The sequence below is a fragment of the Pseudomonas tructae genome (assembly GCF_004214895.1).
GTDB classification, from domain to species: domain Bacteria; phylum Pseudomonadota; class Gammaproteobacteria; order Pseudomonadales; family Pseudomonadaceae; genus Aquipseudomonas; species Aquipseudomonas tructae.
Map to the genome: position 1 here is coordinate 3247037 of NZ_CP035952.1, position 24093 is coordinate 3271129.

27 protein-coding genes are annotated in these 24093 nt (G+C 63.5%); 16 read left to right on the top strand and 11 right to left on the bottom strand.

Translation table 11 applies throughout. The features are described 5' to 3' along the window. Positions 1–21: 21 nt before the first annotated feature. Entirely contained in the window at positions 22–165 is a 144-nt protein-coding gene (locus EXN22_RS26175) for a hypothetical protein (RefSeq protein WP_165392215.1), read from the bottom strand. 103 nt (positions 166–268) lie between these two features. Then, positions 269–997: a TraX family protein gene (locus EXN22_RS14680; protein ID WP_130264737.1), complete on the bottom strand. Its 729-nt coding sequence runs from the start codon at positions 995–997 to the stop codon at positions 269–271. Positions 998–1120: 123 nt separating this feature from the next. Here EXN22_RS14680 and EXN22_RS14685 point away from each other — a divergent pair, with 123 nt between their 5' ends. Further along, positions 1121–1339, top strand: a complete 219-nt coding sequence (locus tag EXN22_RS14685; protein WP_130264738.1) for a hypothetical protein — start codon at positions 1121–1123, stop codon at positions 1337–1339. Positions 1340–1389: 50 nt separating this feature from the next. On the opposite strand, the gene ptrR is transcribed toward EXN22_RS14685, so the two are convergent. Beyond that, entirely contained in the window at positions 1390–2277 is an 888-nt protein-coding gene (gene ptrR, locus EXN22_RS14690; RefSeq protein WP_130266830.1) for a putrescine utilization regulator PtrR, read from the bottom strand. A 103-nt stretch (positions 2278–2380) separates the two neighbouring features. Here ptrR and EXN22_RS14695 point away from each other — a divergent pair, with 103 nt between their 5' ends. Further along, a complete protein-coding gene (locus EXN22_RS14695) occupies positions 2381–3772 on the top strand; it encodes an aldehyde dehydrogenase family protein (RefSeq protein ID WP_130264739.1) in 1392 nt (463 codons plus the stop codon). Positions 3773–3791: 19 nt separating this feature from the next. Here the strand turns inward: EXN22_RS14695 and EXN22_RS14700 are convergent, their stop codons facing one another. After that, positions 3792–4109 (bottom strand): DUF2388 domain-containing protein, encoded by a 318-nt coding sequence (locus EXN22_RS14700; RefSeq protein ID WP_130264740.1) that lies wholly within the window; start codon positions 4107–4109, stop codon positions 3792–3794. A 220-nt stretch (positions 4110–4329) separates the two neighbouring features. Between EXN22_RS14700 and moaA the strand changes: the two genes are divergently transcribed. Beyond that, the gene (moaA, locus tag EXN22_RS14705; protein ID WP_130264741.1) at positions 4330–5334 is read left to right on the top strand and encodes a GTP 3',8-cyclase MoaA; all 1005 of its coding nucleotides are present in this window, start codon (positions 4330–4332) and stop codon (positions 5332–5334) included. 121 nt (positions 5335–5455) lie between these two features. On the opposite strand, the gene EXN22_RS14710 is transcribed toward moaA, so the two are convergent. Next, a complete protein-coding gene (locus tag EXN22_RS14710) occupies positions 5456–6775 on the bottom strand; it encodes an HD domain-containing phosphohydrolase (protein ID WP_130264742.1) in 1320 nt (439 codons plus the stop codon). A gap of 130 nt (positions 6776–6905) precedes the next feature. Between EXN22_RS14710 and EXN22_RS14715 the strand changes: the two genes are divergently transcribed. Both EXN22_RS14715 and EXN22_RS14720 read left to right on the top strand, forming a co-directional pair. Continuing rightward, the gene (locus tag EXN22_RS14715) at positions 6906–7856 is read left to right on the top strand and encodes a cytochrome-c peroxidase (protein ID WP_130264743.1); all 951 of its coding nucleotides are present in this window, start codon (positions 6906–6908) and stop codon (positions 7854–7856) included. After that, entirely contained in the window at positions 7853–9664 is a 1812-nt protein-coding gene (locus tag EXN22_RS14720; protein ID WP_130264744.1) for a DAHL domain-containing protein, read from the top strand. Before EXN22_RS14715 ends, EXN22_RS14720 begins: the two co-directional genes overlap by 4 nt. 75 nt (positions 9665–9739) lie before the next feature. Here the strand turns inward: EXN22_RS14720 and EXN22_RS14725 are convergent, their stop codons facing one another. Beyond that, positions 9740–10699, bottom strand: a complete 960-nt coding sequence (locus EXN22_RS14725) for an HlyD family secretion protein (RefSeq protein WP_130264745.1) — start codon at positions 10697–10699, stop codon at positions 9740–9742. 3 nt (positions 10700–10702) lie between these two features. Then, complete coding sequence (locus EXN22_RS14730) at positions 10703–11053, bottom strand: DUF3302 domain-containing protein (RefSeq protein ID WP_130264746.1); 351 nt, start codon at positions 11051–11053, stop codon at positions 10703–10705. 157 nt (positions 11054–11210) lie between these two features. Here EXN22_RS14730 and napE point away from each other — a divergent pair, with 157 nt between their 5' ends. From napE to EXN22_RS14755, 5 genes are read left to right on the top strand one after another with little or no spacing between them, the layout of a single operon-like run. After that, positions 11211–11381: a periplasmic nitrate reductase, NapE protein gene (gene napE, locus EXN22_RS14735; protein WP_130264747.1), complete on the top strand. Its 171-nt coding sequence runs from the start codon at positions 11211–11213 to the stop codon at positions 11379–11381. Then, complete coding sequence (locus EXN22_RS14740; RefSeq protein ID WP_130264748.1) at positions 11374–11634, top strand: chaperone NapD; 261 nt, start codon at positions 11374–11376, stop codon at positions 11632–11634. Before napE ends, EXN22_RS14740 begins: the two co-directional genes overlap by 8 nt. Continuing rightward, positions 11631–14135, top strand: coding sequence for a nitrate reductase catalytic subunit NapA (gene napA, locus EXN22_RS14745; protein WP_130264749.1), 2505 nt, complete (start codon positions 11631–11633; stop codon positions 14133–14135). The genes EXN22_RS14740 and napA overlap by 4 nt, the downstream gene beginning before the upstream one ends. An 11-nt stretch (positions 14136–14146) precedes the next feature. Then, complete coding sequence (locus EXN22_RS14750; protein WP_130264750.1) at positions 14147–14632, top strand: nitrate reductase cytochrome c-type subunit; 486 nt, start codon at positions 14147–14149, stop codon at positions 14630–14632. A 9-nt stretch (positions 14633–14641) separates the two neighbouring features. Beyond that, entirely contained in the window at positions 14642–15238 is a 597-nt protein-coding gene (locus tag EXN22_RS14755) for a cytochrome c3 family protein (protein WP_130264751.1), read from the top strand. A 15-nt stretch (positions 15239–15253) separates the two neighbouring features. Here EXN22_RS14755 and EXN22_RS14760 read toward each other — a convergent pair whose 3' ends face one another. Both EXN22_RS14760 and EXN22_RS14765 read right to left on the bottom strand, forming a co-directional pair. Continuing rightward, a complete protein-coding gene (locus tag EXN22_RS14760; protein WP_130264752.1) occupies positions 15254–15829 on the bottom strand; it encodes a hypothetical protein in 576 nt (191 codons plus the stop codon). A 12-nt stretch (positions 15830–15841) separates the two neighbouring features. After that, positions 15842–16591 (bottom strand): DUF2092 domain-containing protein, encoded by a 750-nt coding sequence (locus EXN22_RS14765; protein WP_130264753.1) that lies wholly within the window; start codon positions 16589–16591, stop codon positions 15842–15844. A gap of 142 nt (positions 16592–16733) precedes the next feature. On the opposite strand from EXN22_RS14765, the gene EXN22_RS14770 reads away from it, so the two are divergent. Genes EXN22_RS14770 through EXN22_RS14795 form a run of 6 tightly spaced genes read left to right on the top strand, consistent with a single transcriptional unit; the run spans position 16734 to position 22268 of the window. Continuing rightward, positions 16734–17333 (top strand): paraquat-inducible protein A, encoded by a 600-nt coding sequence (locus EXN22_RS14770; RefSeq protein ID WP_130264754.1) that lies wholly within the window; start codon positions 16734–16736, stop codon positions 17331–17333. Beyond that, complete coding sequence (locus tag EXN22_RS14775) at positions 17330–17956, top strand: paraquat-inducible protein A (protein WP_130264755.1); 627 nt, start codon at positions 17330–17332, stop codon at positions 17954–17956. The genes EXN22_RS14770 and EXN22_RS14775 overlap by 4 nt, the downstream gene beginning before the upstream one ends. Next, positions 17949–19601 carry a PqiB family protein gene (locus tag EXN22_RS14780; RefSeq protein WP_130264756.1) on the top strand — a complete coding sequence of 551 codons (1653 nt, stop codon included), beginning with the start codon at positions 17949–17951 and terminating at the stop codon, positions 19599–19601. The genes EXN22_RS14775 and EXN22_RS14780 overlap by 8 nt, the downstream gene beginning before the upstream one ends. A 16-nt stretch (positions 19602–19617) precedes the next feature. Then, complete coding sequence (locus EXN22_RS14785) at positions 19618–20169, top strand: PqiC family protein (protein WP_130264757.1); 552 nt, start codon at positions 19618–19620, stop codon at positions 20167–20169. A gap of 30 nt (positions 20170–20199) precedes the next feature. Further along, positions 20200–21324, top strand: a complete 1125-nt coding sequence (locus EXN22_RS14790; protein WP_130264758.1) for an AI-2E family transporter — start codon at positions 20200–20202, stop codon at positions 21322–21324. Between the two features lie 47 nt (positions 21325–21371). Then, complete coding sequence (locus EXN22_RS14795; protein ID WP_130264759.1) at positions 21372–22268, top strand: universal stress protein; 897 nt, start codon at positions 21372–21374, stop codon at positions 22266–22268. 2 nt (positions 22269–22270) lie between these two features. On the opposite strand, the gene EXN22_RS14800 is transcribed toward EXN22_RS14795, so the two are convergent. Together EXN22_RS14800 and EXN22_RS14805 are read right to left on the bottom strand one after the other, a co-directional pair. Next, the gene (locus tag EXN22_RS14800; protein WP_130264760.1) at positions 22271–23026 is read right to left on the bottom strand and encodes a phytanoyl-CoA dioxygenase family protein; all 756 of its coding nucleotides are present in this window, start codon (positions 23024–23026) and stop codon (positions 22271–22273) included. A 23-nt stretch (positions 23027–23049) separates the two neighbouring features. Next, entirely contained in the window at positions 23050–23871 is an 822-nt protein-coding gene (locus EXN22_RS14805) for a helix-turn-helix domain-containing protein (protein ID WP_130264761.1), read from the bottom strand. Between the last annotated feature and the right edge of the window lie 222 nt (positions 23872–24093).

Consider the following 24093-nt stretch of genomic DNA (forward strand, 5'->3'; position numbering starts at 1 on the left):
AGCCCATTGCCGACGAGGATTTTACGGGTCGGGCTTGCGCGGGTTTTGCCGGGCAACCGACTCCTCCCGTCGGCGCCGCCGGGCCAAGGCTGCGCCGCAGGCAAGCACGACAATGGAGGCGATCAGCATCGCCGCCAGCAACAGGTACCCCCAGTGAATAGTCATGATGCTCACACCCGGGCTTTGATCATGCCCTTTTTGATCAAGTGGTCCTGGGTCGGCGGTACTGCAGCGGGTGAACCAGTCGGTGACCTGAGTATAGAAGGCGTTAGCGACTGAGTTCGATCAGCGCCTTGATCAACGCCAGGTGCAGCGGATAGAAGGCGTAACCCCAGCGCCCTATCGGCCAGATGTGTTGGCGCCAGCCCAGGCGCAGCATCGCCAACCCAAGCCCCGCCGAGCAAAACGCCACGCCCAGGGCCAACAACGCAAGCGGATGCAAGGAGTGCTGTGCAAGCCAGAGATCAGTGAGGTTGGCCATCGCCGCCGTCACCCCGGGCAACAGCCAGGCCACACCGCGCAAACGCAAGGCCAGCACGAATGCTGCGGGCAGCAACACGCCGGGCACCCCGTACATCAGCCATTTGGCCGCCCCTGCCCCGACTACCAACGCCAGCAACGCTAACAGGCCCATCACGGGTCGGCGATGGTGCACGCCCCAGGCGACCAGCAGGCCGAGGGTCAGGGTTGGCATGACGCTGAGGGTTGGCGAGTCGACATTCAGCCAGCGGTAAGGCGGCTCGGAGATCAATGAAAACACCAGCAAGCCGATCAGGTAGCGGGCATTGGCCCGGGTGTACACCTGCCCGGGCAGCGAACGGGCAACATTGGCGGCAATCGCCAGGCAGAACCAGGGGAACGCCAGGCGCCCGACCATGAACAGCCAGACTTGCTCAGGCCAGAGGAAACGCAGGTGGTCGGCAACCATGCTGATGATTGCCAGCCACTTGAGCAGGTCCAGGGCAATCTCCCTGTGGGCGGTGCGCTGTGCTGCCATGGCTGTCCTGGTGGGGGGGCAATGGGGGTTGGACAATGCCAACGCGGTGCAGTTTGTCGGATGGGCTGGCAAACAGTTGCAAACTTGAATTACTGTATATGCATACAGCAACAGCGGGCCGCCATGATGAACGACTACGAAGAAGACTTCTGCTTACCTGATTCACCGACCCTGGTGCAAATGTGGAAGCATCAGGCCGTGCTGATGACCAACGAGGCCGAGTACCTGAATACCGAACTGCTCAAGGCGCGGCAAGACATTGCCAAACTGGTGGCGATCAATGCCGAGCTGGCCGATCAGTTGCTCAGCCAGTGGGAGCGGCGATGCGGCGACCCGACTTGACCCACGATGCGAGGTGGATGGCAGAAGACTATCGCGGGGCAAGCCCGCTCCTACCTGTCATCTTCAGCCTTGAGCACTTCGCCGCGCTCCTCCAGTAATTGGACAAAGGTGCTCAGGCTGCGCGTCACCGTGCCCCGGCGCCACACCAGCCAGGTGCGCAGGTAGCGAAAACGCTGGGACAGCGGCCAGACGCTCACTGTACTGCAACCGGGCATGCTTTCCAGCATGCTGCGCGGCATCAACGCCAGGCCGGCACCGGCACTGACGCAGGCGAGCATGCCGTGGTAGGACTCCATTTCGATGATCTTGCCCGGCACCGCTTCGTCATCGGCAAACCAGCGTTCAAAGTGATGACGGTAGGAGCAGTTGGCGCGAAAGGCGTAGATGGTCATGCCGTTGACCTCTGCCGCACGGGTGATCGGCGCATGGTTGAGCGGTGCGATCAGCACCATCTCCTCGACGAACACCGGCACCCCCTCCAGCGCCGGGTGCAGCACCGGCCCGTCGACAAAGGCTGCGCTCAGGCGCCCGCCCAGAACGCCGTCGATCATTGCCCCCGAAGGCCCGGTGGTCAGGTCCAGTTCGACCTTGGCATAGGCCTGGTTGTAAGCCGCCAACAGCGACGGGATGCGCACGGCGGCAGTACTTTCCAGCGAGCCCAGGGCAAAGGACCCTTGCGGCTCGTCACCGGCCACGGTCAGCCGCGCTTGCGCGACCAGTTCAAGAATACGCCGGGCATAGTCGAGAAAGTTCCAGCCTGCCGGCGACAGACGCAAGCGGCTTTTCTCGCGGATGAACAGCTCGGCACCCAGTTCCTGCTCCAACTGCTTGATCCGTGTGGTCAGGTTCGACGGCACCCGATGGATATGCTGGGCCGCCGCACTGATGCTGCCCTGCTCGGCTACCGCCTTGAACATTTCCAGTTGCACCAGATCCATCATCATTCTCGCTGCGTGAATGTTTTGCTCAGTATTATTCAATTTTAGGCAAAGGCACAACGCAGTACTCTGAAAGCGTTCTCCTCTTATCAGGACCGCCGTGATGACCGCTATTAACCTTCACACCCACGCTTTGTCGATCAACCCTGCTAGCGGCGAACAGATCGGCCACTACGCCTATGAAAGCGACGCCGTGCTCGACGCTGCTCTGGCCCGCGCCACCCAGGGTTTTGCCAATTGGCGGCGTACACCGGTGGACACCCGTACCGAGCTGTTGCTGGCCTTGGCCGGTGCCTTGCGTGATAACGCGCTGGCCATGGCGCGGATGATCACCGACGAAATGGGCAAGCCGGTCGCCCAGGCCAGGGGCGAAATCGAAAAATGCGCCCAGCTGTGTGAATGGTACGCAGCCAACGGTCCGGCCATGCTCCAGGCAGAACCGGCCCCGGTGCCTGTCGGCCAGGCCCGTATCGAGTACCGCCCGCTCGGCCCGCTGCTGGCGGTAATGCCGTGGAATTTTCCGATCTGGCAGGTGCTGCGGGGCGCGGTTCCAGCACTGCTGGCCGGCAATACCTACGTGCTCAAGCATGCCCCGAACGTAATGGGCAGCGCCTACTTGCTGCTTGATGCGTTCCAGCGGGCCGGCTTCCCGGCGGGTGTGTTCGAAGTCATCAACGTCACCCCTGAAGGCGTGAGCAAGGCGATTGCCGATCCGCGCATCGCGGCCGTAACCCTGACCGGCAGCGTACGCGCTGGCATGGCCATCGGCGCCCAAGCCGGTGCGGCGTTGAAAAAATGCGTGCTGGAGCTGGGCGGTTCCGATCCGTTCATCGTCCTCAACGATGCCAACCTCGACGAAGCGGTCAAGGCTGCGGTGATCGGCCGCTACCAGAACACCGGCCAGGTCTGTGCGGCCGCCAAGCGCCTGATTGTCGAGCAAGGGGTGGTCGAGGCATTCACCCGCAAGTTCGTCGAAGCCACCCAGGCCCTTGTCATGGGCGACCCGCACAACGCCGACACCTACATCGGCCCCATGGCCCGCTTCGATCTGCGCGAGGAGCTTGATCAACAGGTCCAGGCCACCCTGGCCGAAGGCGCGACCCTGCTGCTGGGCGGTGGCAAGGTCCAAGGACAGGGCAACTACTACCAGCCAACCGTGCTCGCCGACGTTACCGACCAGATGACCTCGTTCAAGCAGGAGCTGTTCGGCCCGGTGGCGTCGATCATCACCGCCCGCAATGCCCGCCACGCCCTGGAGCTTGCCAACGACAGTGAGTTCGGCCTGGCTTCGACGATTTACACCGGCAACGCGGCCCTGGCACAGCAACTGGCCGATGAACTGGACACCGGTGGCGTGTTCATCAACGGCTACTGCGCCAGTGACCCACGGGTAACCTTCGGCGGCGTGAAAAAAAGCGGCTTTGGCCGTGAGCTGTCGCACTTCGGGGTCCGCGAGTTCTGCAACGCGCAGACGGTGTGGATTGATCGCAACTGATCACCGCCAACACCGGCGCTTAGCGCCCGGCGCCAAACTCGTCCTGCAGCAAAATAGCCCGGGCCAGTTCTTCATCACTGGCCTTAAGGTCCGGGTTCTGTGCGCGGATGCTCTGCAGCATCGACTCCAGGTACACCCCACGGATGGCACCGTCACTGGCGATGAACGACGAGGCGTCGTCTCGCGCCGGGATGATGCGTTTGTCATCCTTGAAGGTCGAATACAGCGAAGCCGATACCCCGGCCGAGGTGGCGACATCACCGGCATCGACGCGGGCCAGGGCCGAGCCAAAGGGCAGACAGAGCACAAGCGAAGAAACGAGCAGTAGACGGCGCATGATGGTGCCTCCGGATAAAGAGTACCTAACAACAACTAGGATTGCCGTTGGGGCTGGGGAGTTCCCTGCCCTGCTGCACAAGGGCGGTCGATAGACGGGCCTTATCGATTGGTCATTAAAAGTGATTTGACGCAGGAGTGAGCGCTACCTACCCTCGGCAATCATCACCCCTCCCATCGGCAATGCGTTTCGCGCCGCGCGACAAGAGACCCCGCTTTTCATGAGTGCACATGGCACACAACTGGTCGACGGCTACAGTCGGAAAATCGATTACCTGCGCATGTCGGTCACCGACCGCTGCGACTTTCGCTGCGTCTATTGCATGGCCGAAGACATGCAGTTCCTGCCACGCCAGCGCATCCTCACCCTTGAAGAGCTGTACCAGGTCGCCGAACGCTTCGTGGCCATGGGCACGCGCAAGATCCGCCTGACCGGGGGTGAGCCGCTGGTGCGCGCAGGCATTGTCGAGCTGTGCTCGCGCCTCGCCGCCCTGCCCGGCCTGCGTGAGCTGTGCATGACCAGCAATGGCTCGCAACTGGTGCGCCTGGCCCAACCCTTGTTCGATGCAGGCCTGGCGCGCCTGAACATCAGCCTCGACAGCCTCGACGCCCAGCGTTTCAAGGCCATGACCCGCACGGGCGAACTGGCCCGGGTCATCGCCGGCATCGATGCCGCCCGGGCCGCAGGCTTTCGCCGCACCAAGCTCAACTGCGTGGTGCTCAAGGGCCGCAACGATGATGAGGTGGTCGAACTGGTGCGCTTTGCCATCGACCGCCAGCTGGACATTTGTTTTATCGAAGAAATGCCCCTGGGCGTGATCAGCGAACACCAACGCAGCGAGTCCTATTGCTCAAGCGATGAAGTGCGCGCACGTATCGCCGAGCATTTCACCTTGCTCGAATCTGCCGAGTCGACCCAAGGGCCGTCGCGCTACTGGCGCCTGGCCGAGGCCCCGGACATTCGCATCGGTTTTATTTCGCCCCACAGCCACAACTTCTGCGGCACCTGCAACCGCGTGCGCCTGACGGTCGAGGGGCGCTTGTTGCTGTGCCTGGGCAACGAGCACGCCAGTGACCTCAAGCAGGTGCTGCGCGCCCACCCCGGTGATACGGCGCGCCTGGACAAGGCCATCCGCCAGGCCATGACCCTCAAGCCCTACAGCCACACCTTCGATGTCAACGACCAGGTGCAGATTCTGCGGTTCATGAACATGACCGGCGGCTGAGGTTTGTAGCGCTCTTGAGTACACCGTCCCGGTGGGAGCGGGCTTGCCCCGCGATGCGATGTGGCTGACAGAATGCTATCGCGGGGCAAGCCCGCTCCCACAGGGTACATTTGTACTCCACTCAATTATCCGGCACCTTGACGAACACACTGTACTGGCCACCCTCCATGGTTTCGAAGGCAATCAGTTTTTCCACCAGCGCTTCACTCAGCACTTTGCCGGCATTGAGCAAGAGCATGCCGTTGTCGGCGTTGAGGTTGCGCGCCAGGACCATGCCGCCCACCAGCTCGCGAGTCGTCACGACCTTGACTGACGGATCGGCCAGGGTCACGTCACTGAGGAACTCGGCGCAGACGTTGACGAAATCCTCCACCAGCCCCGGGTCATACAGCCTGCCGGCATACTTGCGGATGTAGACCAGCGCTTCATCGCTGTTCATCTGCCGCTCCAGTACCAGGCCGCGTTGCAACTCGATGAAATCCACAGCCAGCTTCAGCCAGCGGGCACCCAGGGGGATGGCTTCACCCTTCAGGCGCTCGGGAAAGCCTGTGCCATCCCAGCGCTCCTGATGGTAAAGCACCAACTGCGCCGCCTCCTTTAGCGGTTCCAGGGTCATCACCAACGATTCGCTCTGTTTCGGGTAGGCCCGGTACAGATCACGTTCGGTGTGTGGCAGCAGGTCCGCTGGGCAAGTCAGCATGCTGTCGTTCCAGCTCATCTTGCCGATGTTGTACAGCGCCGCCGCCATAGTCAGGTCGCGGCTGCGGCTTTCATCCAGGCCATGCCGGGTGCAGTAGACACGTATCAGCTCGATGACCTGGCGATTGGTCTGCTTGGCCTTGGGCAGGCGCAGGTTGGCCAGCAGCGAAAACACTTCGGTGCCGGTCACGTAGCTGCGCTTGAGCTCCTCATAGGCCAGGTCGAGCATGTCGGCCGTCTGCTGCAGCTCGGCGGTGCGCGCCGCAACACGTTGTTCGAGGGTGGCGTTGAGCGCCTTGAGTTGCTGGTTCTGCGTCTGGGTCAGTTGCTCCAGGCGCCGTCGTTCGCTTTCCGAGTGCTGGTAGGCCAGGGCCTGGCGCAGGGTCACCAGCAACTCTTCGTCGTTCCAGGGCTTGCTGATGTAGCGATGGATCTGGCCGTCATTGATCGCCTTGGCCACGGTGTCCATGTCGGCATAACCGGTGAGCAGGATGCGCAAGGTAGCGGGAAAGCGCTGATGCACGAGCGCAAGCAAGGTGGCGCCATCCATGTTGGGCATGCGCGCATCGCTGATCACCAGGCTGACCTGGCGTTGCTCAAGCACTTCCAGGGCCTGGGCTGCACTTTCGGCCAGCACCACCTCATACGGCTGGCTGTGCAACAAGCGCCGCAGGCTGTTGAGGATCGAGACCTCATCGTCCACCAGCAACACCACCGGCTTTTCCACTTCGGCTTCATCCATGCTGCCTTCCCTGTCTCAACAATTGTTCCTGATCACAGGCTAGATGACATTTGCCCTGGCGGTTAGCGCGCACGCCCTGGCCTGACTATTCTCAGGCTTATAGCGCATTGTCACCACGGAGGGTTGCTCGATGCCTATCGTCCTTTGGCTGCGTCTGCTGGCACTGCTGCCAGCCGTCGCCCTGGCGCAGACCGTGGGTGGCCCGCTCTCGCCCTTGCCGCCGGTGCCCGAGCTTGCACCGGAGCGCGTCGAGCTGGGCCGCAGATTGTTCAACGACCCGCGCCTGTCGAGTGACAACAGCCTGTCCTGCGCCAGTTGCCACCGGCTTGACCAGGGCGGTGCCGACAATCAACCGCTGTCCCCCGGTATCGATGGCAAACCCTTGCCGGTCAACACCCCCAGCGTGTTCAACGCCAGCCTCAACGCCCGCCAGTTCTGGGACGGCCGCGCGCAAACCCTGGAGGAGCAAGCGCACCTGGTGGTGCAGAGCCCCGCTGAGATGGGCAGCGACTGGCAGGTGGTGGTGCAACGTATCGCCAATGACCCCGGCTACCGCGCAGGCTTCGCCCGGGCCTATGACCAGGGCGTCGATGAACACAGCGTGCAAAATGCCCTGGCCAGCTTCCAGCGCACCTTGCTCACCCCCGGCTCGCGCTTCGACCGTTACCTGCAGGGCGATACGGCGATCCTGAGCATCGATGAAAAATACGGTTATCAGCGCTTTCAGGAGTACGGCTGCATCGCCTGTCACCAGGGGGTCAATATTGGCGGCAACATGCTGCAGAAATTTGGCGTACTGGGCGACTACTTCAAGGACCGCGGCAACCCGACCCCGGCCGACCTGGGGCGCTTTAACGTCACCGGCGACGAGGAGGATCGCCATGTGTTCAAAGTGCCCAGCCTGCGCAATGTCGCCGTCACTGCCCCGTACTTTCACGATGGCTCGGCCGCCACCCTGGAGGCTGCGGTGGATGTGATGTTCCGCTACCAGCTGGGCCGCACGCCGAGCGACGAAGACAAGGCACTGATCATCCAGTTCCTCAAGACCCTCACCGGCCAATGGCAAGGCAAGCCGCTATGATGCTGACCCGCCGCCGTAGTTTCCTGTTGCTGGCCACCAGCGCCGCGCTGCTGGCCTCGGTGCTTGTGTACCTGTACCTGATGTCCAAGGCCGATGAAAGTGACACCTACGCCCAGACTCGCGACCTGATCCGGCAAATCAGGCAGAACGACTCGCAATGGGAAAACGAGATACTCAAGGCGCGTACCACCATCAACTACAACTATGACCCGCTGGTGTCACCACTGGTGGAGATGAAACAACTGTGGCGCGCCTTTGACAGCATCGAAGCCCATCACCGGCATGCGGCGACCCCAGCCTGGCGCGCGGCTTACACCGACTACCAGCAGGCGCTTGAGGACAAATCGCGGTGGGTCGAGCGGTTCAAGTCGCATAACGCCATCTTGCGCAACTCCCTGGCGTTCCTGCCCACCGCCGCCGATGGCATCCAGGTGCGATTGGGGCAACTGGACGCCGCCGACACCTTGCGCTTGCACAGCATCGCCACCGACACCTACGACCTGATGCTCAGCAGCCTGGAATTCGCCCAGATGACCACCGATGACAAGGCGGCCGACATCCTCGTGGGCCTGAACAAGCTGGCGGTCAACAAGGAGCGCCTGCCCGCCGAGTTCCACAACCCCATCGATATCCTCAGCAGCCACATCGCCTTGATTCTGCGTGAGCAGCCCAAGGTCAATCAGTTGCTCGAGCAGATCGAAGCGGTGGCGGTGGCCGAGCGCCTGGACACCATCACCCAGATGCTCGACCGCGATGAACGTGCCGCCCTGCTGATCGACCAGCGTTATCACTTCTACCTGCTGGTGTTTTCCACGCTGCTGATGCTGTTGCTGTTGTACATGGCGGTATGCCTGCTGCGCAGTTTCAGTGAAATCAACCGGGTCAACCGCGCCCTGATGGGCGCCAATGATGAACTGGAGCAGCGGGTCGAACGCCGCACCCTGGCCCTGACCCAGGCCAGCACCGCGCTGCAGCGCGAGATCGACGAGCGCACGCTGCTGGAAAGCCAGCTGGTGCAATCGGAAAAGCTGGCCTCCCTGGGCCAGTTGGCCGCAGGCGTTGCCCACGAGGTCAACAACCCGATCGGCTTTGTGTCCTCCAACCTGGGGGCGCTGGACGACTATTTCAGCCGCCTGCAGGACATGCTCAAGGCCTATCGCCAGGCAGAAACCGCCATCGATCCGGTAGCTTTGAGTGCCAGCCTGGCGGCGCTGCGTACCGAGATCGAACTGGACTACATCCTCGACGACATCCCGCTGCTGATCCGCGAGTCCAAGGATGGCATCAGCCGCGTCGGGCAAATCGTCAAGGACCTCAAGGATTTCTCCCGGGTGGATTCGAGCCAGGACTGGCAGTGGGCCAATTTGCAGCAAGGGATCGAGTCGACCCTGAACATCGTTGCCAGCGAGCTCAAGTACAAGGCCGACCTGGTCAAGGCCTATGCGCCGTTGCCGGAGGTCGAGTGCCTGCCTTCGCAGATCAACCAGGTGATCATGAATCTGGTGGTCAACGCCGCCCAGGCTATGGGCCCGCAGCGTGGCACCATCACCCTGCGCAGCGGCTGCGAGGGCGAGCAGGTGTGGATCGAAGTGGCTGACGACGGCTGCGGCATTCCCGCCGACAGCCTGCAGAAAATCTTCGACCCCTTCTACACCACCAAGCCGGTGGGCCAGGGTACCGGGCTGGGCTTGTCGCTGTCCTACGGCATCATCAAGCGCCACCGGGGGGAGATCCGCGTGCTCAGCGAAGTCGGTGTCGGCACCACCTTCAGGATCGAATTGCCGGTGCACCAGACGCGGGTGGCCTGACAACTTAATCGCGGGGCAAGCCCGCTCCTACCGGCTCCACTCTGTGGGAGCGGGCTTGCCCCGCGATATGCAAATTCAATGGAACGGAAAGATGTAGTTCATCCACGCCGCCATGCGCAGGAGGATCTTGCGCATGGTCGCGATATGCTCGAAATGCTGGCTGTACACCGCCGCCTGGCCATAAGCGCCGCCAGGCATCTGCTGGCGGTACGGGGCAAAAGCCGGGTCGTCGATCTCGATGATCACCGGCACGCGCCCGGCAGGCGGTGAGCCGGTGTAGCCGATCAGGGTGCCGGAGGGCTGCACCTGGCCCTCGGCGATCACCGCGATGACGTTATTGACCTTGCCGTGAAAGACCTTGCCCGGAATGCCATCGAAGGCCACCTCGGCCTCATCGCCCGGCACCAGGCGCAACAGGCTGTTCTGGCGCATCCAGGCGGCAAAGTATTGGCCTTCCTGGGGAATGAACACCATCGATGGGCGCAGCGGCAAAGCACTGGCCATCATCCCGGCGCGTAGCGCGACATGGGTGACAAAGCCCTTGCTGGGTGCCCGTACCACAGTGTTGTCGAGTTCGAACTGGGCATTGTCCAGTTGCGCCTGCAAGTCGTCGACCCGGGCAATCGCCGCTTCCTGCTCGCGGCGGGTGCCGAAGTTGCGCTTGATCAGTTCGTTGATACGATACAAATCGCCCCTGGCCGCGATGATCTGCGCCTTGAGCGAGCGCAAACGATGCTCGAACGGTGCCGGGTCGATGCGAAACAGTACATCGCCCTTCTCCAGCGGCTGGTTACCTCTGACCGGCACCTCGATGACCTTGCCGGTCACCACCGGAATCACGGGTATCGAGACGAAATACGAACGGGCCACCTCCGAGTACGGGTGGTTGTAGTTCATGGTGAAAATCAACGCACCGATCATGACGATGCCACCGAGCACGGCGGTGGGCACCGTCCACTTGTTCAGCGGGATGCGAAACAGCTTGAAGATCGCCACGCAGATGGCGGCATAGGTGAGGATCAGCAGCAGGTCCATGGCTCAGACGCCTTTGTCGGTATCGACAGCGGCCGATTGCGCTTCCAGGCGCTCAAGACGCTGTTGCAGCTCGAGCACCTGTTGCTCCAGGCGCAGCACATGGTTTTGCGGCGACTTGCCGTCGCCAAAACCCCAGCCACGGTCTTCGCGGTAGAGCATTGCCCAGATCCACAAGAAGGGCCACAGCGCATGCAGGGTGAACAGGCTGACCCAGCCGGTGGCATGGATTGCATCCTGGTGCGGGTGGTTACGGTGCACGGCGATTTCGTAGGGGATATCGTGCAACACGATGATCCCGTAGAACAGCACCAGGCCGACGAAAATCAACACACCCAAGGCAAAGTAATCAAGCATGATGGCTGACCTTCGCAGCGTTGCAAGCCGTGGGATGAGTGTAGTTCACCCGACGCGCCAGCAACGCTGCAGGCCAGGCATACCGTTGGTCGCGCCAGGCGACCCGGGCCAGGGAGGCTGATCTAGGCTCACTTCACGTTTGGCTGGAGAGTGCTCCATGTCATTGGCTGAAGAACACAAAATAGCGCGCAGAAAGGAAACCCTGCTGTTCGTGTTTCTGATTGTCTGCCTGTTCCCCCTGCTGTCGGTCGCCATCGTTGGCGGCTACGGTTTTCTCGTCTGGTTTTTCCAACTTGTGTATGGCCCGCCCGGCCCTCCCCATGGATGACAGCGTGCATATCGCAAGCCTGGTTGTGCTCGTACGCCCCGAGCTGTTCGAGGCGGTCAAGGCCAACCTGTGCCTGCTCGACAACCTTGAGCTGCATCAGCACAGCCCCGCCGGCAAGCTGGTGGTGGTGCTTGAGGCCAACGCCGAAGCGCAGATCCTGCAGCGCATCGAACAGATCAACAACCTGCCCGGCGTGCTCAATGCCGCGCTGATCTACCACGAACTCCTCGCCCCAGAAGGAGACCTGCCATGAGCATGACCCGCCGTGAATTTGCCAAGGCCCAGGCCGCCGCCATCGCCGCTGCAGCGGCGGGCCTGCCGATCGTGACCAGCGCCAGTAACCTTGTGACCGAAGCCGACCTGGTCAGCCTGGACTGGAACAAAGCGCCCTGCCGCTTCTGCGGCACCGGTTGCAGCGTTATGGTGGCGACCCGCGACAACCGCGTGGTGGCGACCCATGGCGACATCAAGGCTGAGGTCAACCGCGGCCTGAACTGCGTCAAGGGCTACTTCCTGTCGAAGATCATGTACGGCAATGACCGCCTGACCCAGCCGTTGCTGCGCATGCGCAACGGCCAGTACGACAAGCAGGGCGAGTTCCAGCCGATCAGCTGGGAGCAGGCCTTCGACATCATGGCCGCCAAGTACAAGCAAGCGCTCAAGGACAAAGGCCCGGAATCGATCGGCATGTTTGGCTCCGGGCAGTGGACCGTGTGGGAAGGCTACGCCGCCAACAAGCTGATGAAGGCCGGCTTTCGCAGCAACAACATCGACCCCAATGCCCGCCACTGCATGGCCTCGGCGGTCATGGGCTTCATGCGCACCTTCGGCATGGACGAGCCGATGGGCTGCTACGACGATATCGAGGCCACCGATGCCTTCGTGCTCTGGGGCTCGAACATGGCCGAGATGCACCCGATCCTCTGGAGCCGGGTCACCGACCGGCGCCTGAGCCAGCCCCAGGTCAAGGTCGCAGTGCTGTCGACCTTCGAGCACCGCAGCTTTGACCTGGCGGACATCCCCATGGTGTTCAAGCCGCAGACCGACCTGCTGATCCTCAACTACATCGCCAACCACATCATCGAAAGCGGCGCGGTGAACCAGGACTTCATCAGCAAGCACACGCGCTTTGCCCTCGGCGCCGATGACATCGGTTACGGCCTGCGGGCCAGCGATCCGCGCGAAGCCAAGGCAAAAAACGCAGACAAGGCCAACACCTGGAGCGACATCGACTTCAAGCAGTTCGCCGCCTTCGTTCGGCCCTATACCCTGCAGCGCGCAGCCAAGGAATCGGGCGTGCCCGAAGAGCGCCTGAAGGCGCTGGCCGAGTTGTACGCCGACCCCAAGCGCAAGGTGGTGTCGTTCTGGACCATGGGCTTCAACCAGCACACCCGTGGGGTCTGGGCCAACAACCTGATCTACAACATCCACCTGCTCACCGGCAAAATCAGCGAGCCGGGCAACAGTCCCTTCTCGCTCACCGGCCAGCCCTCGGCCTGCGGCACCGCCCGCGAAGTGGGGACCTTCTCGCACCGCTTGCCTGCGGACCTGGTGGTAACCAACCCCAAGCACCGCGCCACCGCCGAAAAAATCTGGAAACTGCCCGCCGGCACTATTCAGGAAAAAGTCGGCTTTCATGCGGTGCAGCAGAGCCGCATGCTCAAGGATGGAGTGCTCAACGTCTACTGGACCCAGGCCAGCAACAACATGCACGCAGGTCCCAACATCATGCAGGAGGTGCTGCCAGGCTGGCGCAAGCCGGAGAACTTCGTGATCGTCTCGGATGTCTACCCGACCGTGTCGGCCCAGGCCGCCGACCTGATCCTGCCGAGCGCCATGTGGGTGGAAAAAGAAGGCGCCTACGGCAATGCCGAGCGCCGCACCCAGTTCTGGCATCAGTTGGTGACGGCCCCGGGCGAGGCGCGCTCGGACCTGTGGCAACTGATGGAGTTTTCCAAGCGTTTTACCACCGATGAGGTATGGCCCGCCGAGCTGCTGGCCAAGGCTCCGGAGTACCAGGGCAAGACCCTGTTCGAGGTGCTGTACAGCAATGGTCAGGTCGACCAGTTCCCGCTCGAGCAACTGGAGCCCGGATTCCTCAACGATGAAGCCAAGGCCTTTGGCTTCTACCCGCAAAAGGGCCTGTTCGAAGAATATGCCCAGTTTGGCCGTGGCCATGGGCATGACCTGGCCAGCTTCGACCGTTACCACAGCGAGCGAGGCCTGCGCTGGCCGGTGGTCGATGGCAAGGAAACCCGCTGGCGCTACCGCGAAGGCCTCGATCCGTACGTGGAGCAAGGCAGCGGCGTGCAGTTCTACGGCTACCCGGACAAGAAGGCGATCATCTTCGCCCTGCCCTACGAGCCCCCTGCCGAAGCGCCCGACGCCGACTACCCGTTCTGGCTCAGCACCGGCCGGGTGCTGGAGCATTGGCACACCGGGACCATGACCCAGCGCGTCGAAGAGCTGTACAAGGCGGTGCCCGATGCCCTGGTGTACATGCACCCGGACGACGCCAAGGCGCTCAATGCCCGCCGTGGCAGTGAGGTCAGGCTGGTCAGCCGGCGCGGCGAGATACGCGCGCGCATCGAGACCCGTGGCCGCAACAAGCCGCCGCGCGGCCTGGTGTTCGTGCCGTTTTTCGATGCCAACAAACTGATCAACAAGGTCACCCTGGACGCCACCGACCCGATCTCCAAACAAACCGACTACAAGAAATGCGCCATACGCATCGAGCTGATCAGCGTGGCCTGAGGAGAACCACCATGCCTATTCGCAGCCTGCCGTTGCTGATGTTCGCCGTCATTAGCCTTGCGCTCGCCGCCGAGGTCGACTACCCCCTCGACGCCCCGGGCCCGGACGGTCGCCGCCCCGGTGGCACCCTGACCCAGAGCCTGCCCGCGCCGCCGCTGGCCAACGACGAGAACAAGGACCTCAAGCGCGAACGCAACTACCCCGACCAGCCGCCGACCATTCCGCACACCATTCGCGGCTACCAGATCGACATCAACGGCAACAAGTGCCTGTCCTGCCACAGCCGCGCCAACAGCGCGCGCAGCCAGGCGCCCATGATCAGCATCACCCATTACATGGACCGTGACGGCCAGACCCTGGCGGCGGTATCGCCACGGCGCTACTTCTGCACCCAGTGCCATGTCGCGCAAAAAGAGGTGCAGCCACTGGTGGGCAACAGCTTCGAAACCATCGACAAGCTGCTGCAGGACGACGCCAACGCCGCGCAAAAGCCCTGAGGAGGCGCCATGCAAGCACTGTTCAGGCTGCTCAAGGAATACTGGGGGGTGCTCTGGCGCCCGAGCGTCTACTACAGCCTGGGGTTCCTGACCCTGGGCGGGTTCGTTGCCGGGATCATCTTCTGGGGCGGCTTCAATACCGCGCTCGAAGTGACCAACACCGAGAAGTTCTGCACCTCCTGCCATGAAATGCGCGACAACGTGTTCGTCGAGCTCAAGGACACCATCCACTACAGCAACCGCTCCGGCGTGCGCGCCAGTTGCCCGGACTGCCACGTGCCGCATGAATGGACGCACAAGATCGCGCGCAAGATGCAAGCCTCCAAAGAGGTGTGGGGCAAGCTCTTCGGCACCATCGACACCCGCGAAAAATTCCTCGCCCACCGCCGCGAGCTGGCCGAGCATGAATGGGCGCGGCTCAAGGCCAACGACTCACGCGAATGCCGCAACTGCCACAACTTCGAGTTCATGGACTTCACTCGCCAGAGCAAGCGCGCAGCGACCATGCACTCGACGGCCCTGGCCAGCGGTCAGGCCACTTGCATCGACTGCCACAAGGGCATCGCCCACAAACTGCCGGATATGCGCGGGGTCCCGGGCTGGTAGCCGGCAGCGCCGGGCTCAAGGCGCGTTGACCACCACATAAGTGACATTACTGCCCTGGTACTGCGGCTGGAACCAGGTCGAGCCGCACTGCAGGTAGGGGGTGTTGTAGCGCATCACCTGCACACAGTCGGGGGGCAACTGCGCTGGCCGGAAGATCGCCCCGACCACCGCCGAAGTGGCCACCACCGTGGCGGTAACCGCTGCCGCGGTGGCAATCGGGTGGTAGTCATCGTCATAACCCCAGCGGCCGCCGCCATCGACATCGATATCAACGTCGCGGTGGTTGTCGATATTGACGTTGCGCGTGCCGTTGTTGATGTTGGCGCGGTTGCCGGCATTGACCTGGCGGTTGCTGTTGACTTGCCGGTTGTCAGCGACCTGGCGGTTGTTATTGACCCGGTTGCCGGCCACGTTCTGCCGCGCATTGATGCGTTGGGCCCGTTGCGCGCCGGCCGGCGGCGCGCGGTTCACCGAGGCCCGGGCGTGGCCCATGGCCCGCGGGCCGGCCTCGACCGCCGGCAGCGGCAGCAGGGTCAGCAAGGACACACTCAACAGTGACAGCAGTGCGGTATTGGCGGCGATCCTGAACATGGTGGCGCTCCCCTACTCGCTGGCTTTTTTCAATGGGATGGCGACATCGCCCTTGCCCGGCACGAAGCGGAACTTCACCTGCTTGCTGTCGGGTGCAAGGTTCCAGCTGTACTCGGCGCTGTATTCCGGTGCGCTGGCCTCACTGGTGGTGGTGATCACCAGCTTGCAGGGCAGCGGCTGCTCGGCGCGGGTCAGCCACAGTTGCCAGTCGACATCGGCCTGGCGAAACGCCAGGTGGTCGCACAACTGGCCGTTGATGGTTGCAGGGCCGATGTACAGCGCGCTTTGCACGGCATCGATCTGGGCCTGGTCGCTGCCGAACAGGAACAGGTCTTCAAGGGGCACCTGAATACCGTAGTAGTTTTCCAGGCGGTGCAAGGTCTCGGTCAGGCTCGGCGGCGCCTCGACCGTGGTGTAGTACTTGAGGTACGGCGAATACTGGGTCAGTTGCTTGCCGTCATAGAAGAACTCAAGGGTGCGGGTATCGCCTTCGCTGCGGGCATACAGCCGATCCTTGCCGGCCACCTGCAAGACATTGAGCGACTGGCTTTTGATCTTCTGCCCCGAGTCCAGCACCGTGTCGCGCGTGACCTGGGCACTGACCTTGAAGGCCTTGAGGCTGCGCAGGTACTCGCCCATGTCGATGACCTTGTCGATCACCCGCGGGTTGCGCACCGTCTGCCCGGGCGTGGTTTGTTCGGCCAGGGCATACAGCGGCTGGACCGCCAGCAGCAGGCCCAGAACACAGTCGAGCGGTTTCATCGGCGCACTCCGTACCTTAGGGGCGAACCCACTAGGTATAGCCCATGTTCATCGGTGCTCGGCCGCCGGTGGAAAAAACCGCGACGATCCGCACACCCCGTCTATATTGAGCTAGTCCCCGCCCGCAGCCAGAGCGTGCGCCATGCTGGATACTCATCAGCTGATCATCTGCGAACATTGCGATTGCGTGTACCAGAAGGTCAGCCTCGGCAAGCACCAGAAAGCCCTGTGCCAGTGCTGTGGCGCCGTGCTGCAGCGCTATAACGGCCTGAGCGTGCAGCAACGCCTGGCCTTGAGCGTCACCGCGCTGATCCTCTGGGTGTTCGCCAACTTCTACCCGATCATGAGCATCAGCCTCAAAGGCCTGCACAACAGCGCCACGCTATGGGACTCGGTGCGGGCGCTGGCCACCGGGCCGATCACCTTCATCGCCCTGGTGGCAGCAATTTCGATCATCATCGCCCCGGTGTTCCAGTTGCTGCTGCTGATCTGGGTCCTGGGCTTTGCCCTGGCTGGCGGCCGCGCCCCAGGGTTTATCCTGTGCATGCGCTGGCTGGAAACCCTGCGGCCCTGGAGCATGCTCGAGGTATGCCTGCTCGGCGCCATGGTCGCGGTGTTCAAGCTGGCCGGCATGCTCGATGTGTTGCCCGGCATCGGCCTGTTTGCCCTGGCGGTGCTGAGCCTGCTGATCCTGCGTATCGCCGGGCGCGATATTCGTGAACTCTGGGAGCTGTTGCCATGAGCCGCCCGCCGCGAGCCGCCGAGCTCAACCTGGTGCTCTGTCATGCCTGCGGCATGGCCTGCGATAACAGCCACCATGCGCACACTTGCGAACGCTGCGGCGCGCCGCTGCATGCCCACAAGCCCGACTCCCTGGCCCGCACCTGGGCCTACCTGGTCGCCGCCCTGGTGTTCTACATTCCCGCCAACCTGCTGCCAGTGATGAACACCACACTGTTCGGCAGCGGCGCCGACAGCACCATCATGAGCGGGGTCATGGAGTTCTGGGAACACGGTGCCTGGGACATTGCCCTGATCATCTTCATCGCCAGCATCGCCGTACCGGCCACCAAGTTCGTCGCCCTCGGCCTGCTGCTGATCACCGTACAGCGCCGCAGCACCTGGGCCCAGACCCAGCGCTCGCGGCTGTTCCGTTTTGTCGAGCTGATCGGTTACTGGTCGATGCTCGATGTGCTGGTGGTCGCCCTGGTGGCGGCACTGGTCAAGTTCCAGGCCCTGGGCGACATCGAACCACGCGCTGGCATCCTGTTTTTCGGCATGGTCGTGGTGCTGACCATGCTTGCGGCAATGAGCTTCGACCCACGACTGATCTGGCAGCACGACAAGGAGCAGGCCGATGACTGAAACCCGCGAAGACAGGCCACAACCGGGCGCGCCCGGGGTCAAGAGCCGACGCTTCAGCATTTCGCTGGTGTGGATCGTGCCGATTGTCGCGGTGCTGGTGGGCTTGTCGCTGGTGGTGCACAACGTCATGCAGCAAGGGCCGGTCATCGAGATCACCTTCAAGACCGGCCAGGGCCTGGAGGCCAACAAGACGGCGGTCAAGTACCGCAACGTGGTGATCGGCCAGGTGACGGCGGTGGAGCTGAGCCAGGACCAGAAAAGCGTCACCGCCACGGTCAAGCTGGTCAAGCAGGCGGAAAATTTCACCCGCGAAGACGCCAAGTTCTGGGTGGTGCGCGCACGCATCGGCGCCGGCGGCGTGTCGGGTATCGATACGCTGCTGTCCGGCGACTTCATTGGCGCCGACTCCGGCGAGTCGAGCCGCCGTGCCAAAGTGTTCACCGGCCTTGAGTCGCCGCCGCCGATCACCTATGGCGAGCCGGGCAAGCGCTTTATCCTGCACGCCGGCGACCTCGGCTCGCTGGGGGTCGGTTCGCCGCTTTACTACCGCAAGATCCCGGTCGGGCAGGTGGTGGCCTATGAGCTGTCCAAGGACGGCAAGGGCGTGGACATCGAGGTGTTCGTCAACGCCCCGAATGATGCGTTCATCACCGACAACACCCGTTTCTGGAACGCCAGCGGCATCGATGTCGAGGCCGGCGCCAACGGCTTTGCCGTGCGCACCGAATCGCTGTCGTCGATCCTGGTCGGCGGCATTGCCTTCCGCGCCCCGCAGTACAACCCCGAGGACCAGGTGGCCAGCGAGGACAAGGTCTTCGAGCTGTTCGACAACGAGCAAACCGCCCTCGCCCCACCCAGCGGCAAGGCCCAGTACCTGGCCCTGCGCTTCGAGCAGGCCCTGCGCGGCCTGAAGACCGGCGCACCGGTGGAGTTCCTCGGCGTCGAGATTGGCCGGGTGGTGTCGATCAACCTGGACTTCGACGTGGAAAAACGCACCTTCCCGGTCAACGTCGGCATCGTCATCTACCCGCAACGCCTGGGCCGCGCCCATACCAAGCTGCTCAAGGCATTCAACCACGACCCCGACGATGAAAAGGCCGCCGCACAGTTGCTCGGCACCTTCATCGACAACGGCCTGCGTGCCCAGGCCCGCAGCGGCAACCTGATCACCGGGCAGTTGTACATCGCCCTGGATTTCGACCCCAAGGCACCCAAGGTGGTGTTCGACCCCACGGCCCGGCCGATCAGCATTCCCACCGTACCAGGCAGCCTTGAGCAACTGCAGGAACAGTTCCAGGCCATGGTCGAGCGCCTCAACCGCCTGCCGGTGGAGCGCATCGCCAACAACCTGGACGCCAACCTGGTGGAGTTGCGCAAGGGCTTGCAACAGTTCAACAGCCGCACCTTGCCGGGTGTTCAGGGCACCTTGCAGGAAGTCAGCAAGACCCTGCAGTCAGCCAATTCGACCCTGGCCGAAGACTCTCCCCAGCGTGAGCAGTTGACCCAGACCCTGGATGAGCTGGGGCGCATGTCGCGCTCGCTGCGGGACCTGGCCGACTACCTGGGCCGCAACCCCGAATCGCTGCTGCGGGGCAGGCCCAAGGATGCCCCGGCCGACTCACTGAAACCTTCGTCGCGCAATTGACCCCAGGAGCACCGCCATGGCGCATGCCTCAAGATTTGCCGTGTTGGGCCTGGCCCTGTTGCTGGCCGCCTGCCGCAGCGACCCGATCCACTACCACACGCTGATCCCGCAGCAACCGGTGCCGGCCAGTGCCGCAGCGGTGCAACTGGAGCAGGTCAGCGTGCCGCCGCAGGTCGACCGCCCGCAGGTGGTGATCCGCCAGGGCAACAGCGGCCTGGCGATCCTGGAGACCGAATGGTGGGGGGCGACCCTGGTCGACGAGTTGCGCAATGCCCTGGCCAACCAGTTCTCCGGCACCAGCGCCGCGCCACGCCTGGGCCTGCGCGTGGATGTGCAGCGTTTTGACTCGGTGCCCGGGCAGTACGCGCTGTTCGATGCGCGCTGGCGCTTGCGCTCGGCCAATGGCAATGGCGGCGCCAACCTTGACTGTCGCAGCGTGATCCAGACCCCGGCCGGGGCCAGCATCGATGAACTGGTGCTGGCCCACCAGCACAACCTCAAGCGCTTCACCGAACTGGTCAGCCAGGCCGCCAGCGGTGCAGCTAGCCGTTGCCCGGCTGTTCACTAAAAACCCGCTCGCCTGCCGGAGGGCTCGCTCATGGCCAACAATCGCCCGATTCACCTGGGCACCGCCCGGGAACTGCTCGACGTGCTGATCCGTGCCGGGCTGATCGCCGTGCTGGTGATCGCCTGCTTCGACATCTTCAAGCCGTTCCTGAGCCTGATGCTCTGGTCGGTGATCCTGGCGATCACCCTCTACCCCGTGTGCCAGCGCCTGGGCGGCTGGCTCGGTGGGCGCCCGGGCTGGGCTGCGGTCCTCCTGGTGATCATCGGCCTAGCCTGCCTGATCGGGCCCTTGAGCCTGTTGGCCGCTTCGGTCGCCGACACCGTGCAGCAAGGCATCGTCGGCTTCGAGGACCAGCACATCGAAATCCCGCCGCCACCGGACAACGTCCGCGACTGGCCGCTGATCGGCGCGCCGCTGTACGGCATCTGGGCCCATGCCAGCAATGACCTGAGCTGGGCTGCCACCCAGCTCGCCCCGCACCTCAAAGGCCTGAGCAAGACCCTGCTGGCGCAACTGGCGGGCATCGGTTCGGGGATCCTGGTGTTCGTCGTCGCCCTGATCGTCGCTGGCGTGATCATGGCCAAAGGTGAGATCGGCCAGCGCACGGCGGTGGCGATTGCCACCCGCATCGCCGGCCCGCAACGCGGCGAACAACTGGCCGAGCTGTGCACCTCGACCATCCGCGCCGTGGCCCAGGGCGTGGTCGGTATCGCCTTCATCCAGATGCTGCTGGTCGGCGTCGCCCTGGTGGTCATGGGCGTTCCGGCAGCCGGTGTGCTGGCCTTGCTGGTACTGCTGTTGGGCATCACCCAGCTGCCAGTGCTGTTGATCACCTTGCCGGTGGTGATCTACGTGTTTGCCCATGACGGCGTGGGTGCCAGCACGGTGATCTTCGCCATCTGGATGTTGCTTGCCGGGCTCTCCGACAACGTCCTCAAGCCCATGCTGCTGGGCCGTGGCGTGGCCGTGCCGATGCCGGTGGTGTTGATCGGCGCCCTGGGCGGCATGCTGACCAACGGCATCATCGGCCTGTTCATCGGCCCGGTGGTACTGGCCGTGGGCTACGAGCTGTTCATGAGCTGGGTGGCGCAACCGCTCCCAGCCGAGGAACCTGCACGCAGTCAGCCTGACGCGTCGGACAGCACCATAGACTAGACTTCAAGCACGGGGGGCTGGCAGCAAAACGTTACCGGAGGTGCCCCATGAGCCAGTACCAATGCCTGTTGCTGATGGTCGGGTCCGACCTGCGTCACACCCCTGCGCTGGAACGCGCCGCCGCCCTCGCCCGTGCCACGGGCGCGGCCTTGCACATTTGCGCCTTTATCGACGAAATCGACACCCTCGGGCTGATGAGCGGCGACGAACACCGCCTCGACACCCTGATGCAGGACAACCGCCGGTGGCTGGCCGATGAAGCGACCTTGTTGCACGAAAACGGCATACACGTCAGCACCGAAGTGATCCTGGCCCGTGACGTGCTGCATGCGGCGCTGGCCCAGGTAGCCGAGATCGACCCCGACCTGCTGATCAAGGAGGTGCAGCACGAGCCGCTGTTCAAGCGCCTGGTGGTCGCGCCCCTGGACTGGCAACTGCTGCGCGAGTGCCCGTGCCCGGTGCACCTGGTTACCGACGTGCATTGCCCGCTGCCGCGCATCGTGGTCGCCGCCGTCGACCCCACCCACCCCGAGCACCCGCACAGTGACCTCAACGACAGCGTGATCGCCGCGGCCGCCGACCTCGCCCACCAGTGCAACGCCGAGCTGCACCTGTTGCACGTGTGTGACGGCGCCCACACCCACATGGCCGATTTCGGCGCAGGTGCCGTGACCATGCCGGGCTTTGAAGGCGGCGTACGCAAGTCGATCCGCAAGGCCTTCGAGCAGATGGCCCTGCGTCACGCGGTCCCGGAGGAACGCCAGCACTTGCTGTCGGCGCCGATCACCCGCAGCATCGCCGAGTTCATCGCCCACAGCCGCGCCGACGTACTGGTGATGGGCAATCACCCACGCAAACTGCTCGAACGCCTGACCGGCAGCACCACCGAGCATGTGCTCGAACACCGCCTGTGCAACGTACTGGCGATCAAGGGTGCCGCCTGAGCTTAGTCGTACTCGGCTTCGGCGTGTTCACCCAGCAAGCGGCGCTGGCGCGGCGTGGCGGCGGCCAGCACCGCCTCGTTGAAGTGAAAGTGCAGGTAGGGTGAGAACTTCTGCGCGACCATGCGCCGGCCGTAGTGCACCTGCAGCATATAGCGGCTGCGCTTGGCGCTGCGGTTGTCACTGCCGGCATGCCACAGCTCGCTGCGAAACACCAGGGCATCGCCGGCCTGACACAGCACCGCCTGGGGCTGACGGCCCTGCCAGTCTTGCTCGCCCTTGAACGGCGCTCGCCCTGCCCGGTGGCTGCCCACGACCACCCGGGTCGGGCCCAGCTCGGCGTCGATGTCATCCAGGTACAGCTGAACGGTGCAGATCTGCATGGGCAATGCAAAGCCAGGATCCGCCATCAGCGCAGGCGCCACTTCCATTATCAGGTAGTCCAGGTGCAGCGGCAGGCCCTGATAGCCCGGATGGCAACGCCAGGCAGTCTGGCCGATGACGTGGCAGTCATCGCCCAGGGCGGCCTCGGCCAGTTCGATGATCCCGGGCAGGTCAAGGAACGGCAGCCACAGCGGATCGCGGTTGAACACGCATTTGTAGTGCTCGATCAGGCCGCCGCTGTAGTCCCAGTGAAGCGCCTGGAGCCGGTCGATGGCCAGGCGCAACAGCTGCACCTGGGCACTGTCGAGCACGCCCGGCAACAACGCGAAGCCGTCGTTGCCCAAGGCCTGCAAGTGTTGCTCGGTAGAGCGGTTCATCAGGGCCTCCACAAGGCCGATGGTCAGCCTTGGCGCAACCAGTCGATAAAGCGCGCGAACAGTTCGGACTGGGAGTTGATCTGCAGTTTGAGATAGAGGTTCTTGCGGTGCATGCGCACGGTTTCCGGCGAAATGCCCAGCTCGCTGGCGGTGGATTTCACCGAGTGGCCGCGCAGGATCATCTGCGCCACTTGCCGTTCGCGCTCGGTCAGCAGCGCGCAGCCAAAGCTGTCGAACGCCGCCTGCACGCCACCCCGGCTGTGCACTTCGCCGCCTGGCTCGAGGCCGTGGCGGGCAAAGCGGCTGATCAGCTCGCGAACCATCGGCTCGACGGCCTGCAGCAGGTTCAGTTGCGTAACGCTCAGGCTGCGGCCGCCGCGGCCCTGGAACAGGCTCAGGGAGATCTTGCTGTGGGGGTCGATATCGACAATGTAGTAGCTGTCTTCGCTGCAACCGGTGCCCAGGTAGTAGGTCTTGTAGTAGTCGCTGTCGAAGAAGTGGTCCGGGGCTATGTCCTGCAGGTGGTAGAAGCCCTGGGCCAGGCCCTTTTCCACCGCCAGGCAGAACGGGTCGAGCAGGTAGCCGGCGCTGAAGTAGCGGTTGAGGATGGCGTCGCGGTAGCGCTCGGGGATGCCTTGCTGGTAGAGCAGGCGCGGCGGCTGGCCATGGCGCTCGAGGCTGATCATCACCGACTCCACCGCCACCAACTGGCACAGGGCGGCGGCGAGGCTGGCCAGTGCGTCGGCCTCGTCACTGCGGGCAAAGGCATGCTGCAGCGCGGCATGCCATTGCTGCAGGGCGGAGAACGACAGGCAGATCGGGGTGTCGGCGCAGGCTCGGGTCATGCCTGGCAGTTTAACCCGCCTGGGGGCTGCCATGCAGCCCATCGCCGGCAAGTCCGACTTGTATGGTAATACTTGAAGGGAGGAGGAGGGACAAAAACGGATTCTGACTCCCAGCAACATGCACTCCTCCAGCAAGGGTTGCCTTGCTGAGGCGGGAGGTAGTCTTGTCGACTTACCCTTCTCACCACAGCTCAGGGGAACCAGCCAGCCCGTCTGACGCGT

Bases quoted from the DNA above. Each gene is read 5' to 3' on its own strand.
- EXN22_RS26175 (WP_165392215.1), bottom strand. From the start codon at position 165: ATGACTATTCACTGGGGGTACCTGTTGCTGGCGGCGATGCTGATCGCC.
- EXN22_RS14680 (WP_130264737.1), bottom strand. From the start codon at position 997: ATGGCAGCACAGCGCACCGCCCACAGGGAGATTGCCCTGGACCTGCTC.
- EXN22_RS14685 (WP_130264738.1), top strand. From the start codon at position 1,121: ATGATGAACGACTACGAAGAAGACTTCTGCTTACCTGATTCACCGACC.
- ptrR (WP_130266830.1), bottom strand. From the start codon at position 2,277: ATGGATCTGGTGCAACTGGAAATGTTCAAGGCGGTAGCCGAGCAGGGC.
- EXN22_RS14695 (WP_130264739.1), top strand. From the start codon at position 2,381: ATGACCGCTATTAACCTTCACACCCACGCTTTGTCGATCAACCCTGCT.
- EXN22_RS14700 (WP_130264740.1), bottom strand. From the start codon at position 4,109: ATGCGCCGTCTACTGCTCGTTTCTTCGCTTGTGCTCTGTCTGCCCTTT.
- moaA (WP_130264741.1), top strand. From the start codon at position 4,330: ATGAGTGCACATGGCACACAACTGGTCGACGGCTACAGTCGGAAAATC.
- EXN22_RS14710 (WP_130264742.1), bottom strand. From the start codon at position 6,775: ATGGATGAAGCCGAAGTGGAAAAGCCGGTGGTGTTGCTGGTGGACGAT.
- EXN22_RS14715 (WP_130264743.1), top strand. From the start codon at position 6,906: ATGCCTATCGTCCTTTGGCTGCGTCTGCTGGCACTGCTGCCAGCCGTC.
- EXN22_RS14720 (WP_130264744.1), top strand. From the start codon at position 7,853: ATGATGCTGACCCGCCGCCGTAGTTTCCTGTTGCTGGCCACCAGCGCC.
- EXN22_RS14725 (WP_130264745.1), bottom strand. From the start codon at position 10,699: ATGGACCTGCTGCTGATCCTCACCTATGCCGCCATCTGCGTGGCGATC.
- EXN22_RS14730 (WP_130264746.1), bottom strand. From the start codon at position 11,053: ATGCTTGATTACTTTGCCTTGGGTGTGTTGATTTTCGTCGGCCTGGTG.
- napE (WP_130264747.1), top strand. From the start codon at position 11,211: ATGTCATTGGCTGAAGAACACAAAATAGCGCGCAGAAAGGAAACCCTG.
- EXN22_RS14740 (WP_130264748.1), top strand. From the start codon at position 11,374: ATGGATGACAGCGTGCATATCGCAAGCCTGGTTGTGCTCGTACGCCCC.
- napA (WP_130264749.1), top strand. From the start codon at position 11,631: ATGAGCATGACCCGCCGTGAATTTGCCAAGGCCCAGGCCGCCGCCATC.
- EXN22_RS14750 (WP_130264750.1), top strand. From the start codon at position 14,147: ATGCCTATTCGCAGCCTGCCGTTGCTGATGTTCGCCGTCATTAGCCTT.
- EXN22_RS14755 (WP_130264751.1), top strand. From the start codon at position 14,642: ATGCAAGCACTGTTCAGGCTGCTCAAGGAATACTGGGGGGTGCTCTGG.
- EXN22_RS14760 (WP_130264752.1), bottom strand. From the start codon at position 15,829: ATGTTCAGGATCGCCGCCAATACCGCACTGCTGTCACTGTTGAGTGTG.
- EXN22_RS14765 (WP_130264753.1), bottom strand. From the start codon at position 16,591: ATGAAACCGCTCGACTGTGTTCTGGGCCTGCTGCTGGCGGTCCAGCCG.
- EXN22_RS14770 (WP_130264754.1), top strand. From the start codon at position 16,734: ATGCTGGATACTCATCAGCTGATCATCTGCGAACATTGCGATTGCGTG.
- EXN22_RS14775 (WP_130264755.1), top strand. From the start codon at position 17,330: ATGAGCCGCCCGCCGCGAGCCGCCGAGCTCAACCTGGTGCTCTGTCAT.
- EXN22_RS14780 (WP_130264756.1), top strand. From the start codon at position 17,949: ATGACTGAAACCCGCGAAGACAGGCCACAACCGGGCGCGCCCGGGGTC.
- EXN22_RS14785 (WP_130264757.1), top strand. From the start codon at position 19,618: ATGGCGCATGCCTCAAGATTTGCCGTGTTGGGCCTGGCCCTGTTGCTG.
- EXN22_RS14790 (WP_130264758.1), top strand. From the start codon at position 20,200: ATGGCCAACAATCGCCCGATTCACCTGGGCACCGCCCGGGAACTGCTC.
- EXN22_RS14795 (WP_130264759.1), top strand. From the start codon at position 21,372: ATGAGCCAGTACCAATGCCTGTTGCTGATGGTCGGGTCCGACCTGCGT.
- EXN22_RS14800 (WP_130264760.1), bottom strand. From the start codon at position 23,026: ATGAACCGCTCTACCGAGCAACACTTGCAGGCCTTGGGCAACGACGGC.
- EXN22_RS14805 (WP_130264761.1), bottom strand. From the start codon at position 23,871: ATGACCCGAGCCTGCGCCGACACCCCGATCTGCCTGTCGTTCTCCGCC.